This window comes from Streptomyces akebiae, assembly GCF_019599145.1.
Lineage (GTDB): Bacteria > Actinomycetota > Actinomycetes > Streptomycetales > Streptomycetaceae > Streptomyces > Streptomyces akebiae.
Genome location: NZ_CP080647.1, coordinates 3,415,582 through 3,437,096, shown reverse-complemented (window position 1 = coordinate 3,437,096; position 21,515 = coordinate 3,415,582). Strand labels below are relative to the sequence as shown.

21 protein-coding genes are annotated in these 21,515 nt (G+C 70.0%); 12 read left to right on the top strand and 9 right to left on the bottom strand.

What is annotated here, in order from left to right:
- The first annotated feature begins 130 nt into the window (after positions 1–130).
- The 4 genes from K1J60_RS14635 (at position 131) to K1J60_RS14620 (ending at position 5,131) form a co-directional block, all read left to right on the top strand.
- Positions 131–1,411 carry an extracellular solute-binding protein gene (locus tag K1J60_RS14635; RefSeq protein WP_220646607.1) on the top strand — a complete coding sequence of 427 codons (1,281 nt, stop codon included), beginning with the start codon at positions 131–133 and terminating at the stop codon, positions 1,409–1,411.
- Between the two features lie 295 nt (positions 1,412–1,706).
- A complete protein-coding gene (locus tag K1J60_RS14630; protein ID WP_220646606.1) occupies positions 1,707–2,699 on the top strand; it encodes a carbohydrate ABC transporter permease in 993 nt (330 codons plus the stop codon).
- Positions 2,696–3,538, top strand: a complete 843-nt coding sequence (locus K1J60_RS14625) for a carbohydrate ABC transporter permease (RefSeq protein WP_220646605.1) — start codon at positions 2,696–2,698, stop codon at positions 3,536–3,538. The genes K1J60_RS14630 and K1J60_RS14625 overlap by 4 nt, the downstream gene beginning before the upstream one ends.
- A 9-nt stretch (positions 3,539–3,547) precedes the next feature.
- The gene (locus tag K1J60_RS14620) at positions 3,548–5,131 is read left to right on the top strand and encodes a glycoside hydrolase family 3 protein (RefSeq protein WP_220646604.1); all 1,584 of its coding nucleotides are present in this window, start codon (positions 3,548–3,550) and stop codon (positions 5,129–5,131) included.
- Positions 5,132–5,252: 121 nt separating this feature from the next.
- Here K1J60_RS14620 and nagB read toward each other — a convergent pair whose 3' ends face one another.
- Positions 5,253–6,038: a glucosamine-6-phosphate deaminase gene (gene nagB / locus K1J60_RS14615; RefSeq protein ID WP_220646603.1), complete on the bottom strand. Its 786-nt coding sequence runs from the start codon at positions 6,036–6,038 to the stop codon at positions 5,253–5,255.
- Positions 6,039–6,641: 603 nt separating this feature from the next.
- Here nagB and K1J60_RS14610 point away from each other — a divergent pair.
- Positions 6,642–8,108, top strand: coding sequence for a sensor histidine kinase (locus tag K1J60_RS14610; RefSeq protein ID WP_220651462.1), 1,467 nt, complete (start codon positions 6,642–6,644; stop codon positions 8,106–8,108).
- A 193-nt stretch (positions 8,109–8,301) separates the two neighbouring features.
- On the opposite strand, the gene K1J60_RS14605 is transcribed toward K1J60_RS14610, so the two are convergent.
- Complete coding sequence (locus K1J60_RS14605) at positions 8,302–8,559, bottom strand: WhiB family transcriptional regulator (protein ID WP_003992873.1); 258 nt, start codon at positions 8,557–8,559, stop codon at positions 8,302–8,304.
- Positions 8,560–8,878: 319 nt separating this feature from the next.
- Positions 8,879–9,850 carry a diacylglycerol/lipid kinase family protein gene (locus K1J60_RS14600; protein WP_220646602.1) on the bottom strand — a complete coding sequence of 324 codons (972 nt, stop codon included), beginning with the start codon at positions 9,848–9,850 and terminating at the stop codon, positions 8,879–8,881.
- Positions 9,851–10,011: 161 nt separating this feature from the next.
- On the opposite strand from K1J60_RS14600, the gene K1J60_RS14595 reads away from it, so the two are divergent.
- A complete protein-coding gene (locus K1J60_RS14595) occupies positions 10,012–10,464 on the top strand; it encodes a hypothetical protein (protein WP_220646601.1) in 453 nt (150 codons plus the stop codon).
- Between the two features lie 246 nt (positions 10,465–10,710).
- Here the strand turns inward: K1J60_RS14595 and K1J60_RS14590 are convergent, their stop codons facing one another.
- From K1J60_RS14590 to K1J60_RS14580, 3 genes are all read right to left on the bottom strand, one after another.
- Complete coding sequence (locus tag K1J60_RS14590; protein WP_220646600.1) at positions 10,711–11,859, bottom strand: SigB/SigF/SigG family RNA polymerase sigma factor; 1,149 nt, start codon at positions 11,857–11,859, stop codon at positions 10,711–10,713.
- On the bottom strand, positions 11,856–12,269 hold the full coding sequence (locus K1J60_RS14585) for an ATP-binding protein (RefSeq protein ID WP_128379511.1): 414 nt from the start codon (positions 12,267–12,269) through the stop codon (positions 11,856–11,858). Before K1J60_RS14585 ends, K1J60_RS14590 begins: the two co-directional genes overlap by 4 nt.
- A 316-nt stretch (positions 12,270–12,585) precedes the next feature.
- On the bottom strand, positions 12,586–12,846 hold the full coding sequence (locus K1J60_RS14580; RefSeq protein WP_220646599.1) for a UBP-type zinc finger domain-containing protein: 261 nt from the start codon (positions 12,844–12,846) through the stop codon (positions 12,586–12,588).
- Positions 12,847–12,905: 59 nt separating this feature from the next.
- Between K1J60_RS14580 and K1J60_RS14575 the strand changes: the two genes are divergently transcribed.
- A complete protein-coding gene (locus K1J60_RS14575) occupies positions 12,906–14,501 on the top strand; it encodes a Na+/H+ antiporter (protein WP_220646598.1) in 1,596 nt (531 codons plus the stop codon).
- On the opposite strand, the gene K1J60_RS14570 is transcribed toward K1J60_RS14575, so the two are convergent.
- Positions 14,498–15,463, bottom strand: coding sequence for a 1-aminocyclopropane-1-carboxylate deaminase/D-cysteine desulfhydrase (locus K1J60_RS14570; protein WP_398683215.1), 966 nt, complete (start codon positions 15,461–15,463; stop codon positions 14,498–14,500). The genes K1J60_RS14575 and K1J60_RS14570 overlap by 4 nt on opposite strands.
- A 55-nt stretch (positions 15,464–15,518) precedes the next feature.
- The gene (locus K1J60_RS14565; RefSeq protein ID WP_220646596.1) at positions 15,519–16,109 is read right to left on the bottom strand and encodes an N-acetylmuramoyl-L-alanine amidase; all 591 of its coding nucleotides are present in this window, start codon (positions 16,107–16,109) and stop codon (positions 15,519–15,521) included.
- 302 nt (positions 16,110–16,411) lie between these two features.
- Here K1J60_RS14565 and K1J60_RS14560 point away from each other — a divergent pair, with 302 nt between their 5' ends.
- Together K1J60_RS14560 and K1J60_RS14555 are read left to right on the top strand one after the other, a co-directional pair.
- A complete protein-coding gene (locus tag K1J60_RS14560) occupies positions 16,412–17,818 on the top strand; it encodes a family 2B encapsulin nanocompartment shell protein (protein ID WP_220646595.1) in 1,407 nt (468 codons plus the stop codon).
- 111 nt (positions 17,819–17,929) lie between these two features.
- On the top strand, positions 17,930–19,129 hold the full coding sequence (locus K1J60_RS14555; protein ID WP_220646594.1) for a family 2 encapsulin nanocompartment cargo protein polyprenyl transferase: 1,200 nt from the start codon (positions 17,930–17,932) through the stop codon (positions 19,127–19,129).
- 137 nt (positions 19,130–19,266) lie between these two features.
- Here the strand turns inward: K1J60_RS14555 and K1J60_RS14550 are convergent, their stop codons facing one another.
- A complete protein-coding gene (locus K1J60_RS14550) occupies positions 19,267–19,851 on the bottom strand; it encodes a TetR/AcrR family transcriptional regulator (RefSeq protein ID WP_220646593.1) in 585 nt (194 codons plus the stop codon).
- Between the two features lie 145 nt (positions 19,852–19,996).
- On the opposite strand from K1J60_RS14550, the gene K1J60_RS14545 reads away from it, so the two are divergent.
- The 3 genes from K1J60_RS14545 (at position 19,997) to K1J60_RS14535 (ending at position 21,502) form a co-directional block, all read left to right on the top strand.
- Entirely contained in the window at positions 19,997–20,581 is a 585-nt protein-coding gene (locus K1J60_RS14545; RefSeq protein WP_220646592.1) for a dihydrofolate reductase family protein, read from the top strand.
- Positions 20,582–20,657: 76 nt separating this feature from the next.
- Positions 20,658–21,017, top strand: coding sequence for a hypothetical protein (locus K1J60_RS14540; protein ID WP_220651999.1), 360 nt, complete (start codon positions 20,658–20,660; stop codon positions 21,015–21,017).
- Positions 21,018–21,088: 71 nt separating this feature from the next.
- Positions 21,089–21,502, top strand: coding sequence for a YciI family protein (locus K1J60_RS14535; protein ID WP_220646591.1), 414 nt, complete (start codon positions 21,089–21,091; stop codon positions 21,500–21,502).
- Positions 21,503–21,515 lie beyond the last annotated feature (13 nt).

Sequence of the window (21,515 nt, the reverse complement as noted above, 5' to 3'; positions counted from 1 at the left end):
GAGCCAAGCTCCGGCGTACTGGTCTACACCATTGGTCCAGGTCCTGGCCCCATGGGCGGTACGTCTGTCACCGCGGGGAGCAGGGGGGTTTGTGGCATCCCTGAGCAATGGCATCCCTGAGGAGGGTGGCGTGAAGAGGAAGCTGACGACCGCGATCTGTGTCGCGGGCATGATGGTCTCCATCGCGGCGTGCGGGGGCGGCGAGGACAAGAGCTCCGACACGGGGGCGGACACCAAGGAGCTGACGGTCTGGCTCACGGTCGACGCGCAGAACAACTGGCCGGAACTGGTCAAGGCCGCCGACACGGCGATCGAGAAGAAGCACCCCGGCATCAAGATCACGCACGAGTACTACGGCTGGCCCGACAAGAACGCCAAGCTCGACGCCGTCCTCGCCACCGACAAGGCCCCCGACGTGGTCGAGATGGGCAACACGGAGATGCTCGCCTACATGGTCAAGGGCGCCTTCGCCCCTCTCGACCAGGCGAAGTTCGACAACTCCGACGCCTGGCTGGACGGCCTCAAGGCCTCCGTCACCTACGAGGGAAAGACCTACGGCGTCCCGTACTACGCCGGTGGCCGCGTCGCCAACTGGCGCAAGGACGTCTTCGCGGCCGCGGGCGTCAAGTCCCCGCCGAAGACGTACGACGAGCTCACCGCCGCCCTCGACAAGGTCCAGAAGAAGCGGGGCGACAAGTTCAGCGCCTGGTACCAGCCCACCCGTGACTGGTACGCGGCCATGTCCTTCGTCTACGACGCCGGCGGCTCCATAGCCGTCGAGTCCGGTGGCAAGTGGAAGGCCAGCCTCTCCTCCCCGGAGTCCATCAAGGGCCTCAACGAGTTCAAGAACGTCGTCGACACCTACATGCACGGCGACAAGACCAAGGACGAGTCCGACCGGTACATCGTCTACGGCCAGGGCAAGTCCGGCATGATCTTCGCCCCCGCCTGGGAGGGCGCGACCGCCGCGGCCAAGGAGAACGACAAGACCGGCAAGCTCGAGGGCAACGTCGAGAACTTCGTGATGCCCGGCCCGTCCGGCAAGAACCTGCCCGTCTTCCTCGGCGGCAGCGACCTCGCCGTCCCGGTGAAGTCCGACGCGCAGACCGTCGCCGCCGAGTGGATCAACGCCTTCACCGGGCCCGCCGGACAGAAGGGTCTGATGGAGAAGGGCAACCTGCCCAACAACAAGACCGACCTCGCCACGCTGAAGGACGACCCGGCGACGGCGGTCCCGGCCACGGCGGCCGAGTCCAACTGGTTCGTGCCGATGGCACCGGGCTGGGGCCAGGTCGAGAAGGCGCAGATCCTCCAGAAGATGCTGCAGTCCATCGGCACGGGCAAGCAGTCGGTCGAGGACGCCGCGAAGGAAGCGGACGCGGCGATCGACAAGGTCATCAACAACGAGTGACGGCGACCCGTGGTCGGGTCCGGCGGACGACGCCGGGCCCGACCGGGGGCGTCACAGGCCGGTGCGTGACACGGACCGGGGCGTGACGCAGGCCGGTGGGTGACACGGACCGGGGCGTGACGCAGGCCGGTGGGTGACACGGACCGGGGCGTGACGCAGGCCGGTGGGTGACACCAGAAAGTGCCGCGACGGGTGGTTGGCTTGCTGCCCGTGCGTCGTGGCTGGTCGCGCAGTTCCCCGCGCCCCTTCGGGGCGCTCGCTGCCGGCCCCTCCTTCATCTGCTTAGGAGCGCGCGATGAGTGCCGCAGACACGACTGCCCCTGCGAAGGTGCCGCCCGCGCGGCCGGCGCCGCCGCCGACTCCGCCGGCGGTCACCAGCAGTCCGACCAGACGTTTGGCAGGTGGGGCCGCTGTCCCCTGGGCCCTCCTGGCCCCCTGCCTGCTGATTCTCGCCGTCGTCCTCGGCTACCCACTCGTCCGTCTCGCCACCCTGTCCTTCCAGGAGTTCGGCCAGTCCCAGCTGTGGGGGTTCAAGCCGGCGGAGTCGGTCGGCTTCGACAACTTCGCCAAGGTGCTGGGCGACAGCGAGTTCTGGGCGGTCGTCGTCCGGACCATCGTCTTCGCCGCCGCCTGCGTCGTCTTCACGATGGTCATCGGCATGGCGATCGCCCTGCTGCTCCAGCGGGTCTCCGGCTGGGTGAAGACGCTCATCAACATCGCGCTCGTGGCGAGCTGGGGCATGCCGATCATCGTGGCCACCACCGTCTTCAAGTGGCTCTTCGACTCCGACTACGGCATCTTCAACGCGCTGCTCAGCAAGCTCCCCGGCGTCGACATGATCGGCCACAACTGGTTCGCCAGCGGACCCGAGGGCCTGGCCGTCATCACGCTCCTGGTCGTCTGGGGCGCGGTGCCGTTCGTCGTCATCACCCTCAGCGCCGGACTCACCCAGGTCCCCAAGGAGTTGGAGGAAGCCGCCCGCCTCGACGGAGCCGGTGCCTGGGGCGTCTTCCGCTACGTCACCCTCCCCATCCTCAAACCGATCATCGTGATGCTCACGACCCTCTCCGTCATCTGGGACATGGGCGTCTTCCCCCAGGTCTTCGTGATGCGAAACGGCCACCCGGAGGCCGAGTTCCAGTTGCTCACGACCTACTCGTACGACAAGGCGTTCGTGGTCAACGACTACGCGCAGGGCTCGGCGATCGCCTTGCTGACCGTGCTGTTGCTGCTCGGCGTGATCGGCGTCTACATGCGCCAGATGCTGAAGATCGGAGAGGTCGAATGAGTACCGCCACCGTCTCCGGCCCCCGGAGGTCCAAGCTCGGCTGGAACCTCCTCGGCCTGTTCGTCTTCGTGACCGCGGGCTTCCCCGTCTACTGGATGCTCAACACGGCTCTCAAACCGGCCAAGGACGCGATCGACCCCGACCCCAGCCTGCTGCCGACCTCTCTCACCTTCGCCAACTTCGGCCGCGCGCTGGACATCGCCGACTTCTGGGGTCCGGTCGGCCGCAGCCTCGTCGTCTCCCTCACGGTCGTCGTGATCGGCATCGTCGTCGGCATGCTGGCCGCCCTGGCCATCTCCCGCTTCGCCTTCCGCGGCCGGAAGGTCGTCATCGTCGGCATCCTGGCGGTGCAGATGGTCCCACTGGTCGCCATGATCATCCCGGTCTTCCTGCTCCTGAACGACCTCGGCCAGTACGACCGTCTGACCGGCCTGATCATCACCTATCTGACCTTCATCCTCCCGTTCACCGTGTGGACGCTGCGCGGCTTCATCGTCAACATCCCGCGCGAGCTGGAGGAGGCGGCCATGGTCGACGGTTGCTCCCGCACCACCGCCTTCATCCGCGTCGTGTTCCCGCTGCTGGCGCCGGGCATGGTGGCGACCTCGGTCTACGGCTTCATCCAGGCGTGGAACGAGTACCTCTACGCCCTGATGCTGATGAGTCAGCAGAACCAGACCGCGACCGTCTGGCTCGGCAACTTCACCACCAAGCACGGCACCGAATACGCCCCGATGATGGCCGGCTCCACCCTGATGGCCGTGCCGATCGTCGTCCTCTTCCTCCTCGTTCAGCGCAAGATGGCCGCGGGCCTCACCGCGGGCGCCGTGAAGGGATAACCAACCCTTATGTCACCGACGACATTCGCCACCGGCTCGCCCGGTTCCCCGTCCGGACAGGACGGGCTCACCCGGGACGCCCTGACGGTCCTCCAGCCCGGCTTCACGGGCACCACCGCCCCCGACTGGCTGCTGCGCCGCCTCGGCGAGGGACTTGCCTCCGTCGGACTCTTCGGCCGCAACATCGTCTCGCCCGGACAACTCGCCGCCCTCACCGCCCAGCTGCGAGCCGAGCACGAGGACGTCCTGGTCGCGATCGACGAGGAGGGCGGTGACGTCACCCGCCTGGAGGTCCGCACCGGCTCCTCCTTCCCGGGCAACCACGCCCTGGGCGCGGTCGACGACGTGGACCTCACCAGGCAGGTCGCGTCCGCCCTGGGCCGCCGCCTGGCCGAGTGCGGCGTCAACTTCAACTGGGCCCCGTCGGCCGACGTGAACGCCAACCCGTCCAACCCCGTCATCGGGGTCCGCTCCTTCGGCGCCGATCCAGAGCTGGTCGCCCGCCACACGGCCGCCTACGTCACCGGCCTGCAGGCCGCCGGCGTCGCCGCCTGCACCAAACACTTCCCGGGCCACGGCGACACCGCCGTCGACTCCCACCACTCCCTGCCTCGCATCGACGCGGACCGCTCACTCGTGGACACCCGGGACCTGGCCCCGTTCCGGGCCGCCATCGCCGCCGGGTCGCGCGCGATGATGAGCGCCCACATCCTGGTGCCGGCCCTGGACGCCGACCTTCCGGCAACGTTGTCCCGCGGCATCCTCACCGGCCTCCTCCGCGACGAACTGGGCTACGACGGCCTCATCGTCACCGACGGCATGGAGATGCAGGCCATCGCAGGCACCTACGGCATCGAACACGGCAGCGTCCTCGCCCTCGCCGCCGGCGCCGACGCCATCTGTGTCGGCGGCGGCCTCGCCGACGACGAGACCGTCCGCCGTCTTCGCGACGCCCTCGTCACCGCCGTCCGCACCGGCGAGCTCCCCGAGGAACGCCTGGCGGACGCGGCGAACCGGGTCCGGGCACTGGCCCGGTGGACGCGATCGGCCGCCGGGGGAGCGGAAGGCGTCGACGGCACGTCGCACGAGCCCCGCGGGGAGACCGGCCGCGCCGACGGCAGCGGCGGCGGCAGCGGCGGTACCCGCACGGACATCGGTCTCGTGGCCGCCCGCCGCGCCCTGACGACGACCTTCGCGGCGCCCTACGACCCGCCCACCCAACCCGTGTACGTGGCGGCCTTCACCCCGGTGGCGAACATCGCCGTGGGCGACGAGACCCCCTGGGGCGTCGGCGCGGAGCTGGCCCGCCTCCTCCCCGGCACGGAGACGGGCACCTTCGCCGGCGACAGCGCCGGAGCGTCTGCCCTGGCGGTCGCGGGCACCCGTCGTATCGTCGCCGTCGTCCGCGACGAACACCGTCATCCCTGGATGACCACCGCCCTGGACATCCTCCTCACCACCCGCCCCGACACCGTCGTCGTCGAGATGGGCATCCCCCAGTCCCCGCCCCGGGCCGCCCTCCACATCGCCACCCACGGCGCGGCAAGGGTCTGCGGCAGAGCGGCGGCGGAGATCATCGCGGGCGTGCGCTAGGTGCGGCGGGTACTCACCCGGCCCCCGCACCCTCGACGACCCGTGCCCCACAGCACAGCACACAGGCGCCACGGCCCTTCCCCCCGGGCCGTGGCGCCTGATCGCGCACCCTCCTGCAGCTTCAGATCCCCTGCCAGTCGGGCTTGTTGTCGTACGTGTGCCGGAAGTAGTCCGCCAGCTTCAGCTTCGACGCGGCGCCCTCGTCCACCACGACGGTCGCGTGGCGGTGGAGCTGCAGCGCCGACGCGGGGCACACCGCCGCCACCGGCCCTTCCACGGTCGCCGCGACGGCGTCCGCCTTGCCCTCGCCGGTGGCGAGCAGCACCAGATGCCGGGCCTCCAGGATCGTGCCGATGCCCTGGGTGATGACGTGGTGCGGCACCTGGTCGATGTCGCCGTCGAAGAACCGCGCGTTGTCGATCCGGGTCTGTTCGGTGAGGGTCTTGATCCGCGTCCGGGAGGCGAGCGACGAGCACGGTTCGTTGAACCCGATGTGCCCGTCGGTGCCGATGCCGAGCACCTGCAGATCCACACCCCCCGCCTCGGCCAGCGCCCTGTCGTACGCCTCGCTGGCCCCCGCCACGTCCTCGGCGGTGCCGTCGGGCCCCATGAAGGCGTCCATCCCGAGCCCCAGTGGCTCCAGCACCTCCCGTCGCAGCACCGAGCGGTACGACTCGGGATGCTCGGCCGGCAGCCCCACGTACTCGTCGAGCTGGGCGACCCGTGCCCGTGAGACATCCACGGCGCCCGAGCGCACCTTCCGCGCCAGCGCCTCGTAGATGGGCAGCGGGGTCGATCCCGTGGCCACCCCGAGCAGCGCCTCGGGCTTCCGTCGGAGCAACTCCGCCATCGCCTCGGCTATGAGCTCGCCACCCGCCTTGGCATCCGGAACGATGACAACTTCCACGCTGGGCCTGCCGATCTGGAAAGTAAGGACTCAAGAGGACTCGACCGGAACCTGCGGGGTCAAGCACCTTCCATGTGGTGTAGACCAATCTAGCAGGGGTGGCCCCTTCTCCACAGGGGGCGATCTGCCCGCCCGCCGCCCGCCGGTGCGGACCGGTGACGGCGTTCCGGCCCGCCCCGGGCCGCGGCGGGCTACTCTGCGGGTGGGCCGGCCACTGGATGCCGGGCAAGGGAACAACAACAAACATCCGCCAACGCATGGACACACGCAGTGGTCTAGTCAACAATGCGTGGTAGAGCATGTGATCGATCAGCGGCCCGCCGCCGGGGATCGCACGCGACGACAAGCCTCCGTCTTCCCCGCACAGGAAGGCGGACCGAGGAACCGGCGCTCTCTGCCCTGACTGCTCCGGGTCCTCATCCTTCGGCCGACTGGGACCGCACACCCCACGGCCGATGTTGCTCCGGGCTGCGGTGCCGGGAGGGTTGAGGGTCCCTCTCAGGCGCCGCGGCCCGCGGGTGTTTCCCGGGCCCGTACCGGCCACATCAACGGCTGTTTCCGGTCATGTCCGTACCGCCAGGTACGCTCACACACGTGCCCTCCATGAACGAACTCGTCCGCCAGCACACCGCCCTCAGCGACTCCGACCTGGAGTGGCTGCATCTGCTGGTGTCGGAGTGGCAGCTGCTGTCCGACCTCTCCTTCGCCGACCTGGTCCTCTGGGTTCCCACGCGCGACGGCACCCGTTATGTCTCCGTGGCCCAGATGCGCCCCAACACCGGCCCCACCTCGTACCAGGACGACATGGTCGGCCACCTGGTCCCGCGCGGCCGCCGACCTCTGCTCGACGCCGCGCACGACGAGGGCCGGATCGTCCGCGAAGGCGATCCGGAGTGGCGCGAGGAGGTGCCCGTACGGGTCGAGTCCATCCCCGTACGCAGGGAGGGGCGCGTCCTCGGCGTCATCGCGCGCAACACCAATCTGCTGACCGTGCGGACCCCGAGCCGCCTGGAGTTGACGTATCTCCAGAGCGCGTCCGACCTGGCCCAGATGATCGCCGCGGGCGCGTTCCCGTTCCCCGACCAGCAGGTCGACATGGACGCCTCACCGCGCGTCGGTGACGGGCTGATCAGGCTCGACGCCGACGGCATCGTCCAGTACGCCTCCCCGAACGCCCTCTCCGCCTACCACCGTCTCGGCCTCGCCGCCGACCTGGTGGGCTGCCACCTCGGCCGTACGACCGCCGAACTCGCCCCTTCCCGGGGCCCGGTGGACGAGGCGCTCGCCAAGGTGGCGAGCGGGTGGGCGCCGCGCGAGTTCGAGATCGAGTCCAGTGACGGGGTGATCCAGTTCCGCGCGATCCCCCTCAAGCCCAAGGGGCCACGCATCGGTTCGCTGGTGCTGCTGCGGGACGTGACCGAACTGCGGCGACGCGAGCGTGAGTTGATCACCAAGGACGCGACCATCCGGGAGATCCACCACCGGGTGAAGAACAACCTCCAGACCGTGGCAGCCCTGTTGCGCCTCCAGGCCCGGCGTATCGATTCCGAGCGCGGCCGGGAGGCCCTCGAAGAGGCCGTACGGCGGGTCGGATCGATCGCGATCGTGCATGAGACGCTGTCCCAGAATCTGGACGAGCGGGTGGAGTTCGACGAGATCGCCGACCGGGTGCTCGCGATGGTCGCCGAGATCTCACCGGGCAAGGTCGCCGGCCGGCGTACGGGACGGTTCGGCATCCTGGACGCGGAGGTCGCCACCCCGCTGTCCATGGTCCTCACCGAGATCCTGCAGAACGCCCTCGAACACGGTTTCCGTGAGGGCGACACCGGCACGGTCGAGGTCTCGGCCGTCCGCGGCGGCGGCTCCAAGGAGACCCGGCTGCTCGTCACCGTCCAGGACGACGGAGTCGGCCTCCCCGAGGGCTTCGATCCGCACCGCTCGGGCAACCTCGGCCTGCAGATCGTACGGACGCTGGTGGAGGGGGAGTTGGGCGGCACCTTCGACATGGTCCCGGCACCGGAGCGGGGCACCCAGGTGATCCTGGACATCCCGGTGCGTGCCCAGAAGTAGCGCGCGTACGGCGGAACCGGCACCGAGGGGCGCCGTGCCGGAAACAGCACCGAGCCCCGGACCATTGTGTGGTCCGGGGCTCGGGCTCGTGGCTGATTAAGCGCACCGGGGGCACTGCGCGCTGCGGCTCGGGGGCGGGAGAAGCGCACTCGCTGTGCGCGCCGCCAAGCTCAGGCTATTGCTGGGTGGGATGTCAGGCGGATGCCTGACGGGCCCGGTTGCGGGCGGCGCGGCGCTTCATGGCGCGGCGCTCGTCCTCGCTGAGACCACCCCAGACGCCGGAGTCCTGGCCGGACTCAAGCGCCCACTGCAGACACTGCTCGATCACCGGGCAGCGACGGCAGACAGCCTTGGCTTCCTCGATCTGCAGCAGCGCAGGACCGGTGTTGCCGATGGGGAAGAAGAGCTCGGGGTCTTCCTCGCGGCAAACGGCGTTGTGACGCCAGTCCATGGCTGCTACCTCTCCTTGGTATTACATGCACGTTAGCTTGTGAATGTGAACGCTTTCACGAATCCCTCAACAAGTGAAGGGCCGATCACCAGACGGACTGGTGTGGTCCTGTGGATTGAGGAGGGGTTCTGGCGCTTGCTTGAGCCGGTGTTGCGGGCTGTCCCGAGCGCCACGTAGAGACTCGCAAACCTCAGCGGCGGATACAACCCCTTCCGGAAAGTTTTTTTTGATTCCTCGGTGTCGACTGTGTCACAGCCGTACTTCCATGGGGTGGATCCTGGCCTAAACGTTCGAGTGGAAGGACTTTTGCCCGTTCCGCTCACACAATCACACGCAGTGCACGGCGTACGCCTGTGAACGTCACGCTCGTACGCAGTCCGAGGTGGTCGCCGTCCATCTGCAGGGGGAGGGGGGCCTTCGAATGCAAGGTGAAGTCGGTCAGATCGTGCAGGGTGGTGGCGTGCTTGCCCTGAGGTCCGCGCTCGGGGGACGAAGTGAGCAACTGTGTGCCATATCGGGCGAGGGCGGGCGTCGACATGCGGCTGAGACCGAGCACGTCGAGACCTTTATCGAACGAGGCCTTAGGTGACGCGTACACCGGGCGATTGCCCAGAAACGTCCAGGGGGACGTGTTGCAGACTATGGACAGCACAAGATCGGAAATGGGGTCCTCGCCGGCCCGCTCCAAAGTGATCGTGCCGAGTCTGCGGTGGGGCTCTTCCAGAAACTGCCGAAAAGCCTGACGCAGGTAAAGGGCGTGTGTGGATTTCCGCCCGCGTTCCCGCTGTTGCTCGACCCGGCCGATCACGCCCGCGTCGAACCCGAGGCCGGCGCAGAACGTGAACCAACGGGACGGCACCGCCTCGTCCTCCGTGCCCGGGGTGCCCGAGGCCATGCCCAGGCCGACCGTGCGCTCCCGGCTCTCGCGCAGCGCGTCGAGCAGGACGCCGGTCGCCTCCACGGCGTCGTTGGGCAGACCCAGGGCGCGGGCGAAGACATTGGTGGAGCCGCCGGGGACCACGGCGAGACGGGGGAGGCGGTCGGGGTCCGGGCCGTGGTGCAACAGACCGTTGACGACTTCGTTGACCGTGCCGTCGCCGCCGAGCGCGACGACCAGTTCTATGTCGTCCTTGCCCTCTGCGGCCTGGCGGGCTAGGTCCCGGGCGTGCCCCCGGTACTCGGTGGTCACCGCCTCCAGCTTCATCTCGCTCGCGAGGGCGTGGATCAGCACATCGCGCGTACGTGCGCTTGTGGTGGTTGCCGCCGGATTGACCACGAGAAGTGCACGCATGAGTTGCAGCGTACCTACTGGGTGGTACCCGGCCCATACCGAGGTGCGGATCAAGGGGGATATCAGGTAGTGACGATGAGCACGTGGGGGCGCGCGAACGCGGCGTACATGCCGGACACCGGGGGCGGAGCGGGCCACGGGGCGAGGGCTACCCTTCAGGGGTGAGCCCTGAGCAGACCCCCACGCCGGACACCTCCGACGCCGAGCCCCGCCCCGGGCGGCTGACCGCCGCGGCCGCGCTGGCCGCGCTGGAGGGGGTGGCCCTGCTGGTGGGCGGCGGGGCCATGCTCGTCGTCGGCGTCACCGGTGACACGGACGACCTGAGCACCGGCGTCACCGGCGGCATCACCCTGATCGCGCTGGCCCTGCTGCCGCTGATCGCCGCGCGCGGGCTGCTGCTGCGGCGGAGCTGGAGCCGAGGGCCCGCCATCATCACCCAGATCATGGCGCTGCCGGTGGCCTACAACCTGCTGCGTGCCGACAGTGTGGCGATCCCGGCGGGCATCGCGCTCGCGGTGGTCGCGATCGCCGCGCTGGTCCTGCTGATCAATCCGGCTACGACCCAGGCCCTCGGCATCCAGGGCCCGGGGCGGGCACAGGGACCGGAGGCCTAGCGGGTCGCCGGGCGGCCAGGGAAGCCGGCGGACCGGTCGGCCCCTGAGCCGAACCGCCGGGGAAGCCGACGGCCCGGCCGCCCGACGAACTGCTGCTGAATCCGGCGGCCAGCCGATCACCGGGCGGACGAGGAAGCTGAAGCCTGCTCGGCCGGACGGACGCGGAAGCCGAAGGGTCCGGGCGCCGCTGACGGCTCCTGGAGCTGTCTCGCGCCACGAACGGGGCCCCGGCTCCTCCCCCCCCCGCTACTCCTCGACGAGCAGCTTCTCGCGCAGTTGCGCCAGGGTCCTCGCCAGCAGTCGGGAGACGTGCATCTGGGAGATGCCGACCTCCTGGGCGATCTGCGACTGGGTCATGTTGCCGAAGAACCGCAGCAGCAGGATCCGCTTCTCGCGCGGCGGGAGGTCTTCGAGCAGCGGCTTCAGGGACTCCCGGTACTCGACGCCCTCAAGCGCCTCGTCCTCCGCGCCGAGCGTGTCCGCGACGGCCGGGGACTCGTCGTCGGTGTCGGGGACGTCCAGGGAGAGCGTGGAGTACGCGTTGGCCGACTCCAGGCCCTCCAGGACCTCCTCCTCGGAGATGGCCAGCTTCTCGGCCAGCTCGTGCACCGTCGGGGAGCGCCCGTGCTGCTGCGACAGCTCGGCCGTGGCCGTGGTCAGCGCGAGCCGCAGCTCCTGCAGCCGGCGCGGTACCCGCACCGCCCAGCCCTTGTCGCGGAAGTGCCGCTTGATCTCGCCGACGACCGTCGGAGTCGCGTACGTGGAGAACTCCACGCCCCGGTCCGGGTCGAAGCGGTCCACCGACTTGATCAGGCCGATGGTGGCGACCTGGGTCAGGTCGTCCAGCGGCTCGCCGCGGTTGCGGAACCGGCGTGCGAGGTGCTCCACGAGCGGCAGGTGCATCCGGACGAGCCTGTTGCGCAGCTCCGCGTACTCGGCACTGCCGTCCGGCAGGGCGCGCAGCTCCACGAACAGGGCGCGCGCCCCGCTGCGGTCCTGAGGGTCGTGCTGTGCGCTTCGCACGCTCTGTGCGCTCGCCTCGTCGTGTCGCTCGTGCTCGCTCATAGTCCCGCCCGCCGTCACCGTTCCCCCAGCTCTCGACTGTGCTCGAGCGGGGGAGGCCCCAGTCCGCCCTCGTGAGGACGTGGTGCTCCGTAGGGCACCCTCCGGATCCCGTTGCCCGTCGGAGGGTGCCTCGTCGTCGGACGGCTCCGCCCACCGAGACGCTCCGGCCGCCGCCGAGGACTCGTCCTCCGGGTGCGGCCGGGCCTGCTCGGGGATGCCGTCGACGCCGTCCGCCAGATGCGCCGGCCCACTCGGACCGCCGTCATCCTCCGCGGGCAGTTCCCGTGTGCCGCGTTCTTCGTCCCGCACCGGCCCGTCCCCGTTCCTCACGCCGGCCCGGGTCCGGCGCCGCGCTGTTTGTAGAGGCTGATCGAAACGGTTTTGTCTTCGGCCACCGCGGAGGAGACCTTGCCCGCCAGGGCCGACAGCACGGTCCAGGCGAAGGTGTCGCGCGAAGGGGCGTGGCCGTCCGTGGTGGGGGCCGAGACCGTGACCTCCAGTGAATCGTCGACCAGACGGAAGACACAGCTGAGCACCGAGCCGGGCACGGCCTGCTGAAGCAGGATCGCGCAGGCCTCGTCGACCGCGATGCGCAGGTCCTCGATCTCGTCGAGGGTGAAGTCCAAACGGGCTGCGAGGCCGGCCGTCGCCGTACGCAGCACCGACAGGTAGGCACCCGCGGCCGGCAGCCGGACTTCCACGAAGTCCTGGGTCCCGGGCTCGCCTGCGATCTGGGACACCCTCACCTCCAAGGTGGTACAAGCTTTTTCGGGGGCCGAGGGTCGCCCCCCGGGGTAACGCGCTACGTGGTTCAGCGGTGACGCTATCGCGCTACCGAGCGCCGTGTCCTCGGGGGCCTGAGGACCCCACCCCATGCTGTCACTCATAGTAAGCCTATGAATACGCTCGGTGGCTAGAGGTCTGCGGGCCTCAAATAGGAAGAGCGCGCGCCGGATTGACGTACCCAGGCGTCGGACCGCCGAACCGTGTCACACGAGTACGTCGACGTGTCACGGGGTGACATGGTTCCGTCGTACGTCGTCTCGGCCGTGTTCGTCAAACGAGTACATGGTCCACGAAGCACCAGCGCCAGGTCTCGCCGGGCTCGAACGTGCGCATGATGGGATGGCCGCTCTCCTTGTGGTGCTCGGTCGCGTGCCGCATCGGCGAGGAGTCGCAGCAGCCCACGTGCCCGCACTCCAGGCACAGCCGCAACTGCACCGGGTGGCTCCCGGCGGCCAGGCACTCCGGGCAGGTGTCGCTCAGGGGATCGGGCTCGGGGTGCGGCAGCGCGTCCGTGTGCGTGCACTGTTTCATGATTGCCAGGTTACGACGGGCGCGCGGAACCACGCGCGGAAACGAAGGCGGCGGAAGCGATGCACTTTTTGCCCTTGCTGTTGCTGGTCGCAGGGAGTGCGACGGTCGCCGGGGCCGCCCGGCGTACGCCGGTGCCCGCCCCGCTGCTGCTGGTGGCGGTGGGACTCGTCGTGTCGTACCTGCCCGGAGTGCCGCACTACGAACTCGACCCCGAGATCGTCCTGCCGCTGATCCTGCCCCCGCTGCTGTACACCGCCGCCCGCGACAGTTCCTACCTCGACCTGCGGGCCCAACTGCGGCCCGTGGCCCTGCTGTCGGTCGGATACGTCCTCTTCGCGACCCTCGCCGTGGGCTGGGCCGCGTACCTGATCGTGCCGGGGATGCCGCTGACCGCCGCGCTGGTGCTCGGTGCGGTGGTGGCGCCGCCGGACGCGGTCGCGGCGACGGCGGTCGCCCGGCGGGTGGGGCTGCCGTCGCGGATCACCACGATCCTGCAGGGCGAGTCTCTGGTGAACGACGCGACCGCGATCACCGCCTACCGGGTGGCCCTCGCGGCCACCGTCGGCGAGGGTGCGAGCTGGTCCGGTGGGATCGGGGAGTTCCTGATGGCGGCGGTCGGTGGCGTAGCGGTGGGCCTGCTGCTGATGGTGCCCCTGCACTGGCTGCGCACGCACCTGGAGGAAGCGCTGCTGCAGAACACCCTCTCCCTCCTGATCCCCTTCGTCGCCTACGGGCTCGCCGAGTGGGTGCACGCCTCCGGGGTGCTCGCCGTGGTCGTCGTCGGCCTGTACCTCGGCCACCGCAACTGGCAGGTCGACTTCGCCACCCGCCTCCAGGAGGAGGCCGTGTGGAAGATGGTCGCCTTCCTGCTGGAGTCCGCCGTGTTCGCCCTCATCGGACTCCAGCTCCCGGTCGTCCTCGAAGGGCTCGGCGAGTACGAGGGGGGCCGTGCCGCCTGGTACGCCGTGGCCGTCTTCCTCGTGGTCGTGATGTCCCGGTTCATATGGGTCTATCCGGCGACCTTCCTGCCCCGGGTACTGTCGCGACGCATCCGGGAGCGGGAGGGCAATCCCACCTGGAAGGGGCCGTTCGTCGTCGCCTGGGCCGGCATGCGGGGCGTCGTCTCGCTGGCCATCGCCTTCTCGATCCCGCTCACCGTGCACGGCGGGGAGGACTTCCCCGAGCGGAACCTGATCCTCTTCCTCACCTTCACGACGGTCATCGGGACGCTCGTCATCCAGGGGCTGACCCTGCCGCCGCTGATCCGCGTCCTGAAGCTGCCGGGACGCGACCAGCAGGCCGAGACCCTCGCCGAGGCCAACGCCCAGGCCCAGGCGTCCCGGGCGGCCGAGGCCCGGCTGGACGAACTCCTCGCGAACGAGCGCAACGAACTGCCGCCCCCGCTCGTCGACCGCCTGCGCACGGTCCTGGAACGGCGCCGCAACGCCGTCTGGGAGCGGCTCGGCGCCGTGAACCCGGTGACCGGGGAGAGCGCCGACGACACCTACAGCCGCCTCTCCCGGGAGATGATCGGCGCCGAACGCGAGGTCTTCGTCAAGCTGCGGGACGGCCGGTACATCGACGACGAGATGCTGCGCACGCTGCTGCGGAGGCTGGATCTGGAGGAGGCGGCGGTCTACCGGGAGGCCGCCTAGGCCGTGTGCTCCGGGAAGGGGCGGCCGGTGATCACCGCGGCGACCGTCGTCCCGGGCGGGAAGGCGCCCTCCGCCGCCAGGGCGACAAGTCCGTAGAGCAACTTGGCGACATAGAGATGCTCCACCGGGAGGGAGTGGCGGGTCTCGAAGTCGTCCGCGAAGGCGTCCAGTTCGGCCGAGGTCCGGGCGTAACCGCCGAAGTGGAAGCGGTCGTCGAGACTCCAGTTGCCGCGCGGGCCGCCGAACGTCCTGTCCTGGAGCTTCCGTATCTCCTCGTCGAGGAAGCCGCCCTTGAGAACCGGAATGCCGAGGGCGCGCTGGTCGGAAGCCAGGCCCGCGGCCAGTCCGGCGAGGGTGCCGCCGGTGCCGCAGGCGAGGGCCGCCACATCGGCCCGGCCACGCAGTTCCGCGCCGAGGTCCTGGCAGCCGCGCACGGCGAGGGCGTTGCTGCCGCCCTCGGGGACCACGTAGGCGTCCTGCGCGTCGGCGGCGCGGAGGACGGCCGCCAGGGTGGCCGGATCGGACTTGTGGCGATACGTCGATCTGTCGACGAAGTGCAGCCGCATCCCGTCCGCCGTGCAGCGGGCCAGCGACGGGTTGAGGGGGCGGTCGGCCAGCTCCTGGCCGCGCACCACGCCGATGGTGGGCAGGCCCAGGAGGTGGCCCGCGGCGGCCGTGGCGCGCAGGTGGTTCGAGTAGGCGCCGCCGAAGGTGAGCAGCGGGCGGCCCGCCGCCGCGCGCAGGTTCGGGGCCAGTTTGCGCCACTTGTTGCCGACGAGCCGCGGGTGGATCAGGTCGTCGCGCTTGAGCAGCAGCCGGAGGCCGTGACGTGCGAAGCGCTCGTCCTCGACCTCCTGGAGGGGGGACGGCAGCCTGGGGTTCAGGGCGGCGGTGGGGTCGTCGGGGACGGAGGGGCTGTCCTGGACGGTGAGGTCGTCCGGGGCGGGGGGCTGGCCGGTCACGCGCCCATTGTCGGACACATGACCGGTCGGCGTCGGGCGCGCCCGCGGTCGGGCCCTATTTCAGGCGGTCGCGTACGCGCTCTCTCATCTGGGCCATGGTGAAGCCCCGGGGGTCGACCTTTCCGGGCTGCCATTCGAGGTGGCCGATGACGGACCGCTGGTTCCAGCCGTGGTGACGGCAGATGGCGGCGGAGACCCGCTCGATGGCTTCGAGTTGTGCCTCCGGCCAGGGGTCCTCGCCGTCGCCGAGGTTCTCGCACTCGAAGCCGTAGAAGTGGCGGTTGCCGTCGGTGTTGGCCTCGTTGTCCCGGGGCAGCGCCTTCTCGGCGATCACGGCCCGCAGCACGTCGTCGTCGCCCAGGCCGGCGTGGTTGGCCCGGCCGTAACCGACGAGGTGCACCCGGCCGTCCTTGGTGATCACACCGTGGCACAACGGTCCGGGCAGCCCCGAGTACCCGTTACGGCAGATACGCACGGTGCGTTCGCTGCCGGACGTGACGGTGTGGTGGATCATCACGCCGTGGACGGGCCCCCACGGGCCCACGTGGTTGCGGTTGTGATGTTCCCAGTCGCCGACCTCGACGACCCGCACGCCCTCGTTCTTGAGGACGGTGAGAAACCTGCTCGCGGACATGGGTGGGGCCATGGCCGGCTCCTTCGTGCCGTGCGACGGCCGCTGGTCGAGGCCGCCTCGTAGGCATGCTTGTACCCACGTCGCACGGCGCCAGCGAGTTGTCGGTGGGGCGCGCGGATGGATCCGGTCAGATTCGCGCGGGGCTCGGACAGGTGCGCGAGCGGGTCGACAAAGCCGACGGATATGCCCAGTCTCCTAAGATCCATTCCCGCTCTTTCGGGTAATAGCACCAACACGTTCCGTGATGCAAGGCTGGATCGCGAGATCGGTGACCGCGATCAGTGCTGTCAGTGCATACCCGGAGGGGAATCCGCATGTCGGTAGGCGAAGAGGTTCGCTCGCAGCAGGACAGGCCGCAGCAGAGTCTCGGCACGGCCGCTGCCCGGAACCTGGCCACCACCACGAAGTCCACGCCCCAGATGCAGGAGATCAGCTCGCGCTGGCTGCTGCGCACCCTGCCCTGGGTGAACGTGCAGGGGGGCACGTACCGGGTGAACAGGCGGCTCACCTACGCGGTCGGCGACGGCCGCGTCACCTTTGTGAAGACCGGCGACCAGGTCGCCGTCATCCCCGCGGAGCTCGGCGAACTGCCGGCCCTGCGGACTTACGAGGACATCGACGTACTGGGCGAACTGGCCCAGCGCTGCGAGCAGCGGGAGTTCACGCCCGGCGACGTCCTGGCCGAATTCGGCAGCCGGGCGGAAGAGGTGTTCCTGCTCGCGCACGGCAAGGTCGAGAAGATCGGCACCGGCCCCTACGGCGACGACGCGGTCCTCGGCGTACTGGCCGACGGCGCCTACTTCGGCGAGCAGGCCCTGCTCGACCCCGACGCGATCTGGGAGTACACGGCCCGCGCGGTCACCGCGTGCACGGTGCTCGTCCTGCCGCGCCAGGCCGTCGAGCAACTCGCCGAGCGTGCCGAGACGCTGAGCGAGCACTTGCAGGAACAGCGCTCGATCCCGTCGCAGCGCACCAACAAGTACGGCGAGAAGGAGATCGACCTCGCCGCCGGCCACAGCGGTGAGCCGGACATCCCGCACACCTTCGTCGACTACGAGGCCGCGCCGCGCGAGTACGAACTCAGCGTCGCCCAGACCGTCCTGCGCATCCACACGCGCGTGGCCGACCTCTACAACCAGCCGATGAACCAGACCGAGCAGCAGATCAGGCTCACGGTCGAGGCGTTGAAGGAGCGCCAGGAGCACGAGCTCATCAACAACCGGGAGTTCGGCCTCCTCCACAACTGCGAGTACGACCAGCGGCTCCAGCCGCACGACGGTGTGCCCAGCCCGGACGACCTGGACGAGCTGCTCTGCCGGCGCCGGGGCACCAAGCTGCTGCTCGCCCACCCGCGTGCGATCTCCGCGTTCGGCCGCGAGCTGAACAAGCGCGGACTGGTCCCGGAGACCGTCGACATCGCCGGCAACCGCATCCCCACCTGGCGCGGCGTGCCGATCTACCCGTGCAACAAGATCCCGGTGACCGAGGCCAGGACCACGTCGATCATCGCCATGCGTACCGGCGAGGAGGACCAGGGGGTCATCGGTCTGCGGGCCGCGAGCATCCCCGACGAGATCGAGCCCAGCCTGTCCGTGCGGTTCATGGGCATCAACGAACAGGCGATCATCAAGTACCTCGTGACGGCCTACTACTCGGCCGCGGTCCTGGTCCCCGACGCGCTCGGCGTGCTGGAGAACGTCGAGATCGGCCGCTGGCGGTGACCCTGTCCGACCGGACGCCGTGTCCCCGCCCGACAGGGCGGGGACACCCCGCGCGCACGTGCCCGCACACAGCGGAACGGCCGCCCTCCGTGGCCTCTCCGAGGCGATCCCATGGGTGAGTTCGTGACGGAGACGAAGCGGAGCGCCGCCGCCGGGGTTCCGAGGCCGGCGGCGGTCGTCGAGCGGAATCGGAGGCAGGCTCTGGAGCCGGAGGGGGACGCCGAACCGGAGAAGACGTCGCCTGCCGCCGGTCCGGGCAGGCCGGTCGGCCGGTCGGCCACGGCGAGCGGCCCCCAAGGACACGAGGCGGTGGAGATCCTGGAACAGGCGCGGAGGTCGGTCGATCCCGAACTGCGCCGGGCCGTCGGGTCGTTACCCGCTTCGATGCGCCGCGTCGCGCGCTACCACTTCGGTTGGGAGGACGCGGACGGCACCCCGGTCACGGGGAACGCCGGCAAGGCGATACGCCCGGCGCTGGTCCTCGCCGCCGTCTCCGCGCTCGGCGGGCGCGAGTCCGCCGCTGTGCGGGCCGCCGCAGCGGTGGAGCTGGTGCACAACTTCACGCTGCTGCACGACGACGTGATGGACCGGGACACCACGCGCAGACACCGGGCCACCGCCTGGTCCGTGTTCGGGATTCCCGATGCGATCCTGGCCGGGGACGCGCTCCAGGCCCTGGCCCAGCGACTGCTCGCCGAGGACCCGCATCCGGCGTCGGCCGCGGCCTCCGCCCGGCTCGCGGCCTGCGTCGTCGAACTGTGCGCAGGCCAGCACACCGACACCGAGATGGAGGGCCGTCGGCCGGAGGAGGTCACTCTCGACGAGGTGCTCGTCATGGCGGAGGCCAAGACGGGCGCGCTGCTGGGCTGTGCCTGTGCGGTGGGCGCGTTGTACGCGGGCGCCTGCGAGGAGGACGTCGAGGCACTGGACGCGTTCGGGCGGGAGGCCGGGCTGGCCTTCCAGCTCATCGACGACGTGATCGGCATCTGGGGCGACCCGAGCCACACCGGCAAGCCGGCCGGGGCGGATCTCGCGGTCCGCAAGAAGTCCCTGCCGGTGGTCGCGGCGCTCGCCTCCGGCACCCCGGCGGCCGTCGAACTCGCCGAGCTGTACGGACTGCCGTACGAGGAGGGGGACCTGGAGCGCACGGCGTCGGTCGTGGAGCGGGCCGGCGGGCGCGACTGGGCGCAGATCCAGGCCGCCGATCGCATGGCCCGGGCCATGCAAGAACTCTCTCGCGCGGTGCCGGACCCGGAGTCGGCCGGTGGGCTGCTCGCACTGGCCGAGTTCGTGACGCGCCGCAGCAGCTGAGACGGGCCGCCGGAGGCGGTCGATGCTCCGGAGGTGTGGTGCCGTGCGGACCTGACCCCGCGCGGTACCGGCGCCTTCGGGTGGTCGGCGGGTCCCGCACATCCCCACGGTGTGCGGGGCCCGCCGGTTCTTCGCTCCTACGGGACGATCGTCTTCACGACGCGTTCCATCAGGCCCTCGGGGGCGGTGACCCCGGGAAGGGCGTCGTCGAGGACGTCCGGCAAGGTCAGGTGTTCGAGCAGGAGGCCCTGCATGGCCAAGTAGAGCACCATGACGGTCTCGTCGCCGCCGGGGAGGCCCGCCTCACGGTGGAACCGCATGCCGAAGTCCAGCTCGCCGCGCACCGACTCGGTGTACGAGGCGTACAAGGCAGGGCGGCGGGTGGCTTCGAGGCGTAGTTCGAGGTGGGCGAGGTAGCCGGTGCGGTCCCCGGTGACGCGGGCCAGCAGATCACGCATGAAGGCCACGACCAGGGTCCGGTCCTTCGGCGAGGCGAGCAGCTCCTCGACCACGGCCGGGTCGGGGGCCAGGCGTTCCTTCAGCCGCGCGTCGATCTGGTGGAGCAGGGCGTCGCGGTCGGCGAAGTAGTTCGACGCGGTGCCCACCGGTACCGAGGCCTCGGTGTCCACCGCGCGGAACGTCAGACCGCGTGCCCCCTCCCGTGCCAGCACCGCCACCGCCGCGTCCAGCAGAGCGACTCTGCGCTCGGGGTTCCTGACCATCCGGGGCTCCTTCGTGCTGAATTCCGAATTCCCTTGCAACCACTACAGGTGAAGTACTATAACTGACGTGGTTGCGAGCCGCGGTGTCGGACGACTGCCGCCGGCTCTGACGCCAAAGCCTGTCGGACGAGGGAAAGAGACCGGTTTGCGCAAGCTGACGTACCTCATCGCGTGTTCGATCGACGGGTTCATCGGGGACCCGGACGGTGACGCGTCGTACATGTATCCCTACGTGGTGGGTGAGTTCGCCGAGTACCTCCGCGCGGAGCACCCGGACACCAACCCGAGCAGCGTCCGTCGGCTCATCGGCACCGACGGTCTGCCCAACAAGGACTACGACACGATCATCCAGGGCCGTGCCAGCTACGACATCGCGCTGAAGGAGGGCGTCACCAGCCCCTTCGCCCATCTGCGCGAGTACGTCGCCTCGCGCACGCTGAAGGAGTCGCCCGACCCGCACGTCGAGATCATCTCGGACGACCTGATCGGCAAGGTCCGCGAGCTCAAGGCGGAGGACGGCGGTCTCGGCATCTACCTCTGCGGCGGCTCGGTGGTCGCGGGAGAGCTGATCGACGAGATCGACGAGCTGATCATCAAGACGTACCCGGTCGTGCAGGGTTCCGGCATGCCGATGTTCGGCTCCGGATTCGCCCTCTCCGAGTTCACGCTCGACGAGGTGCGCGGCTTCGACAACGGGGTGGTCGTGCGGAAGTACAGCAGGAAGCGCTGAGCGCCGACGCCGAGGGGCGCGGATTGTCGGTGTACGACGGGGAGCGCACCGACCCCGTCGGCCCTACCCTGAGGACATGGGCATCGACGAGCGTGTCTGCCCGGTCTGCGGACAGCCTGTGGCCACGGTCGTACGGCGACACAAGACGCTGGGCGCGTGGGTACCCGTGTGGGGTCCGGGTCCGTGCAGGAATCACGAGTGTGCGGCGTACGTCGACGAGGCCGTCGCGGCCGCGGAGGCCGCCGCGGAGAAGCCCCGCGCGGTCGCCCGGCGGACGCACGGGAGCCATGGTGTGCATGGCGGTCACGGTGGTGGTGCCGTCCATGCCGGTCTCGCCGGTCATGAGACGCACCCCGGCGAAGCCGAGGCGGAGGCTGAGTCGACCGAGGTGACGGAGTCGGCTCCGGCCGAGGCGAGGACCGAGGAGAAGGCCTGACCTGGCTGGGCTCGGCCCCCGGCTTCGGCCCCTGGCTGCGACCGGCCGGCGGCGGACGAAGGAGCGGACTCATGAAGTTCCTGATGATGGTCCTGGGCACGCAGGCGGACTACGAGGGCATGCGGGGGAAGGCCTCCGAGCACTCTCCGGCCTGGACACAGGATGAGTTGCGCGCCATGTACGCCTATATGAGCGCGATCAACGACGACCTCACCGAGACCGGGGAGATGCTCGACGGGCAGGGGCTGGCCGAGCCGGCGCGCACCCGGTTCGTCACGGCGGACGTCGACGGCAAACCGGTGATCACGGACGGTCCGTACCCGGAGACCGCTGAACTGCTCGCCGGCTACTGGCTCCTGGACTGCGCCGACCTGGACCGGGTCACGGAGATCGCGGCCCGCGTCGCCCAGTGCCCCGGCCCCGAGGGGCTCACGGAGTATCCCGTGGTCATCCGCCCGGTGCTGGAAGGCGCGGAGGACATCTGAGCCGACGGGGCCC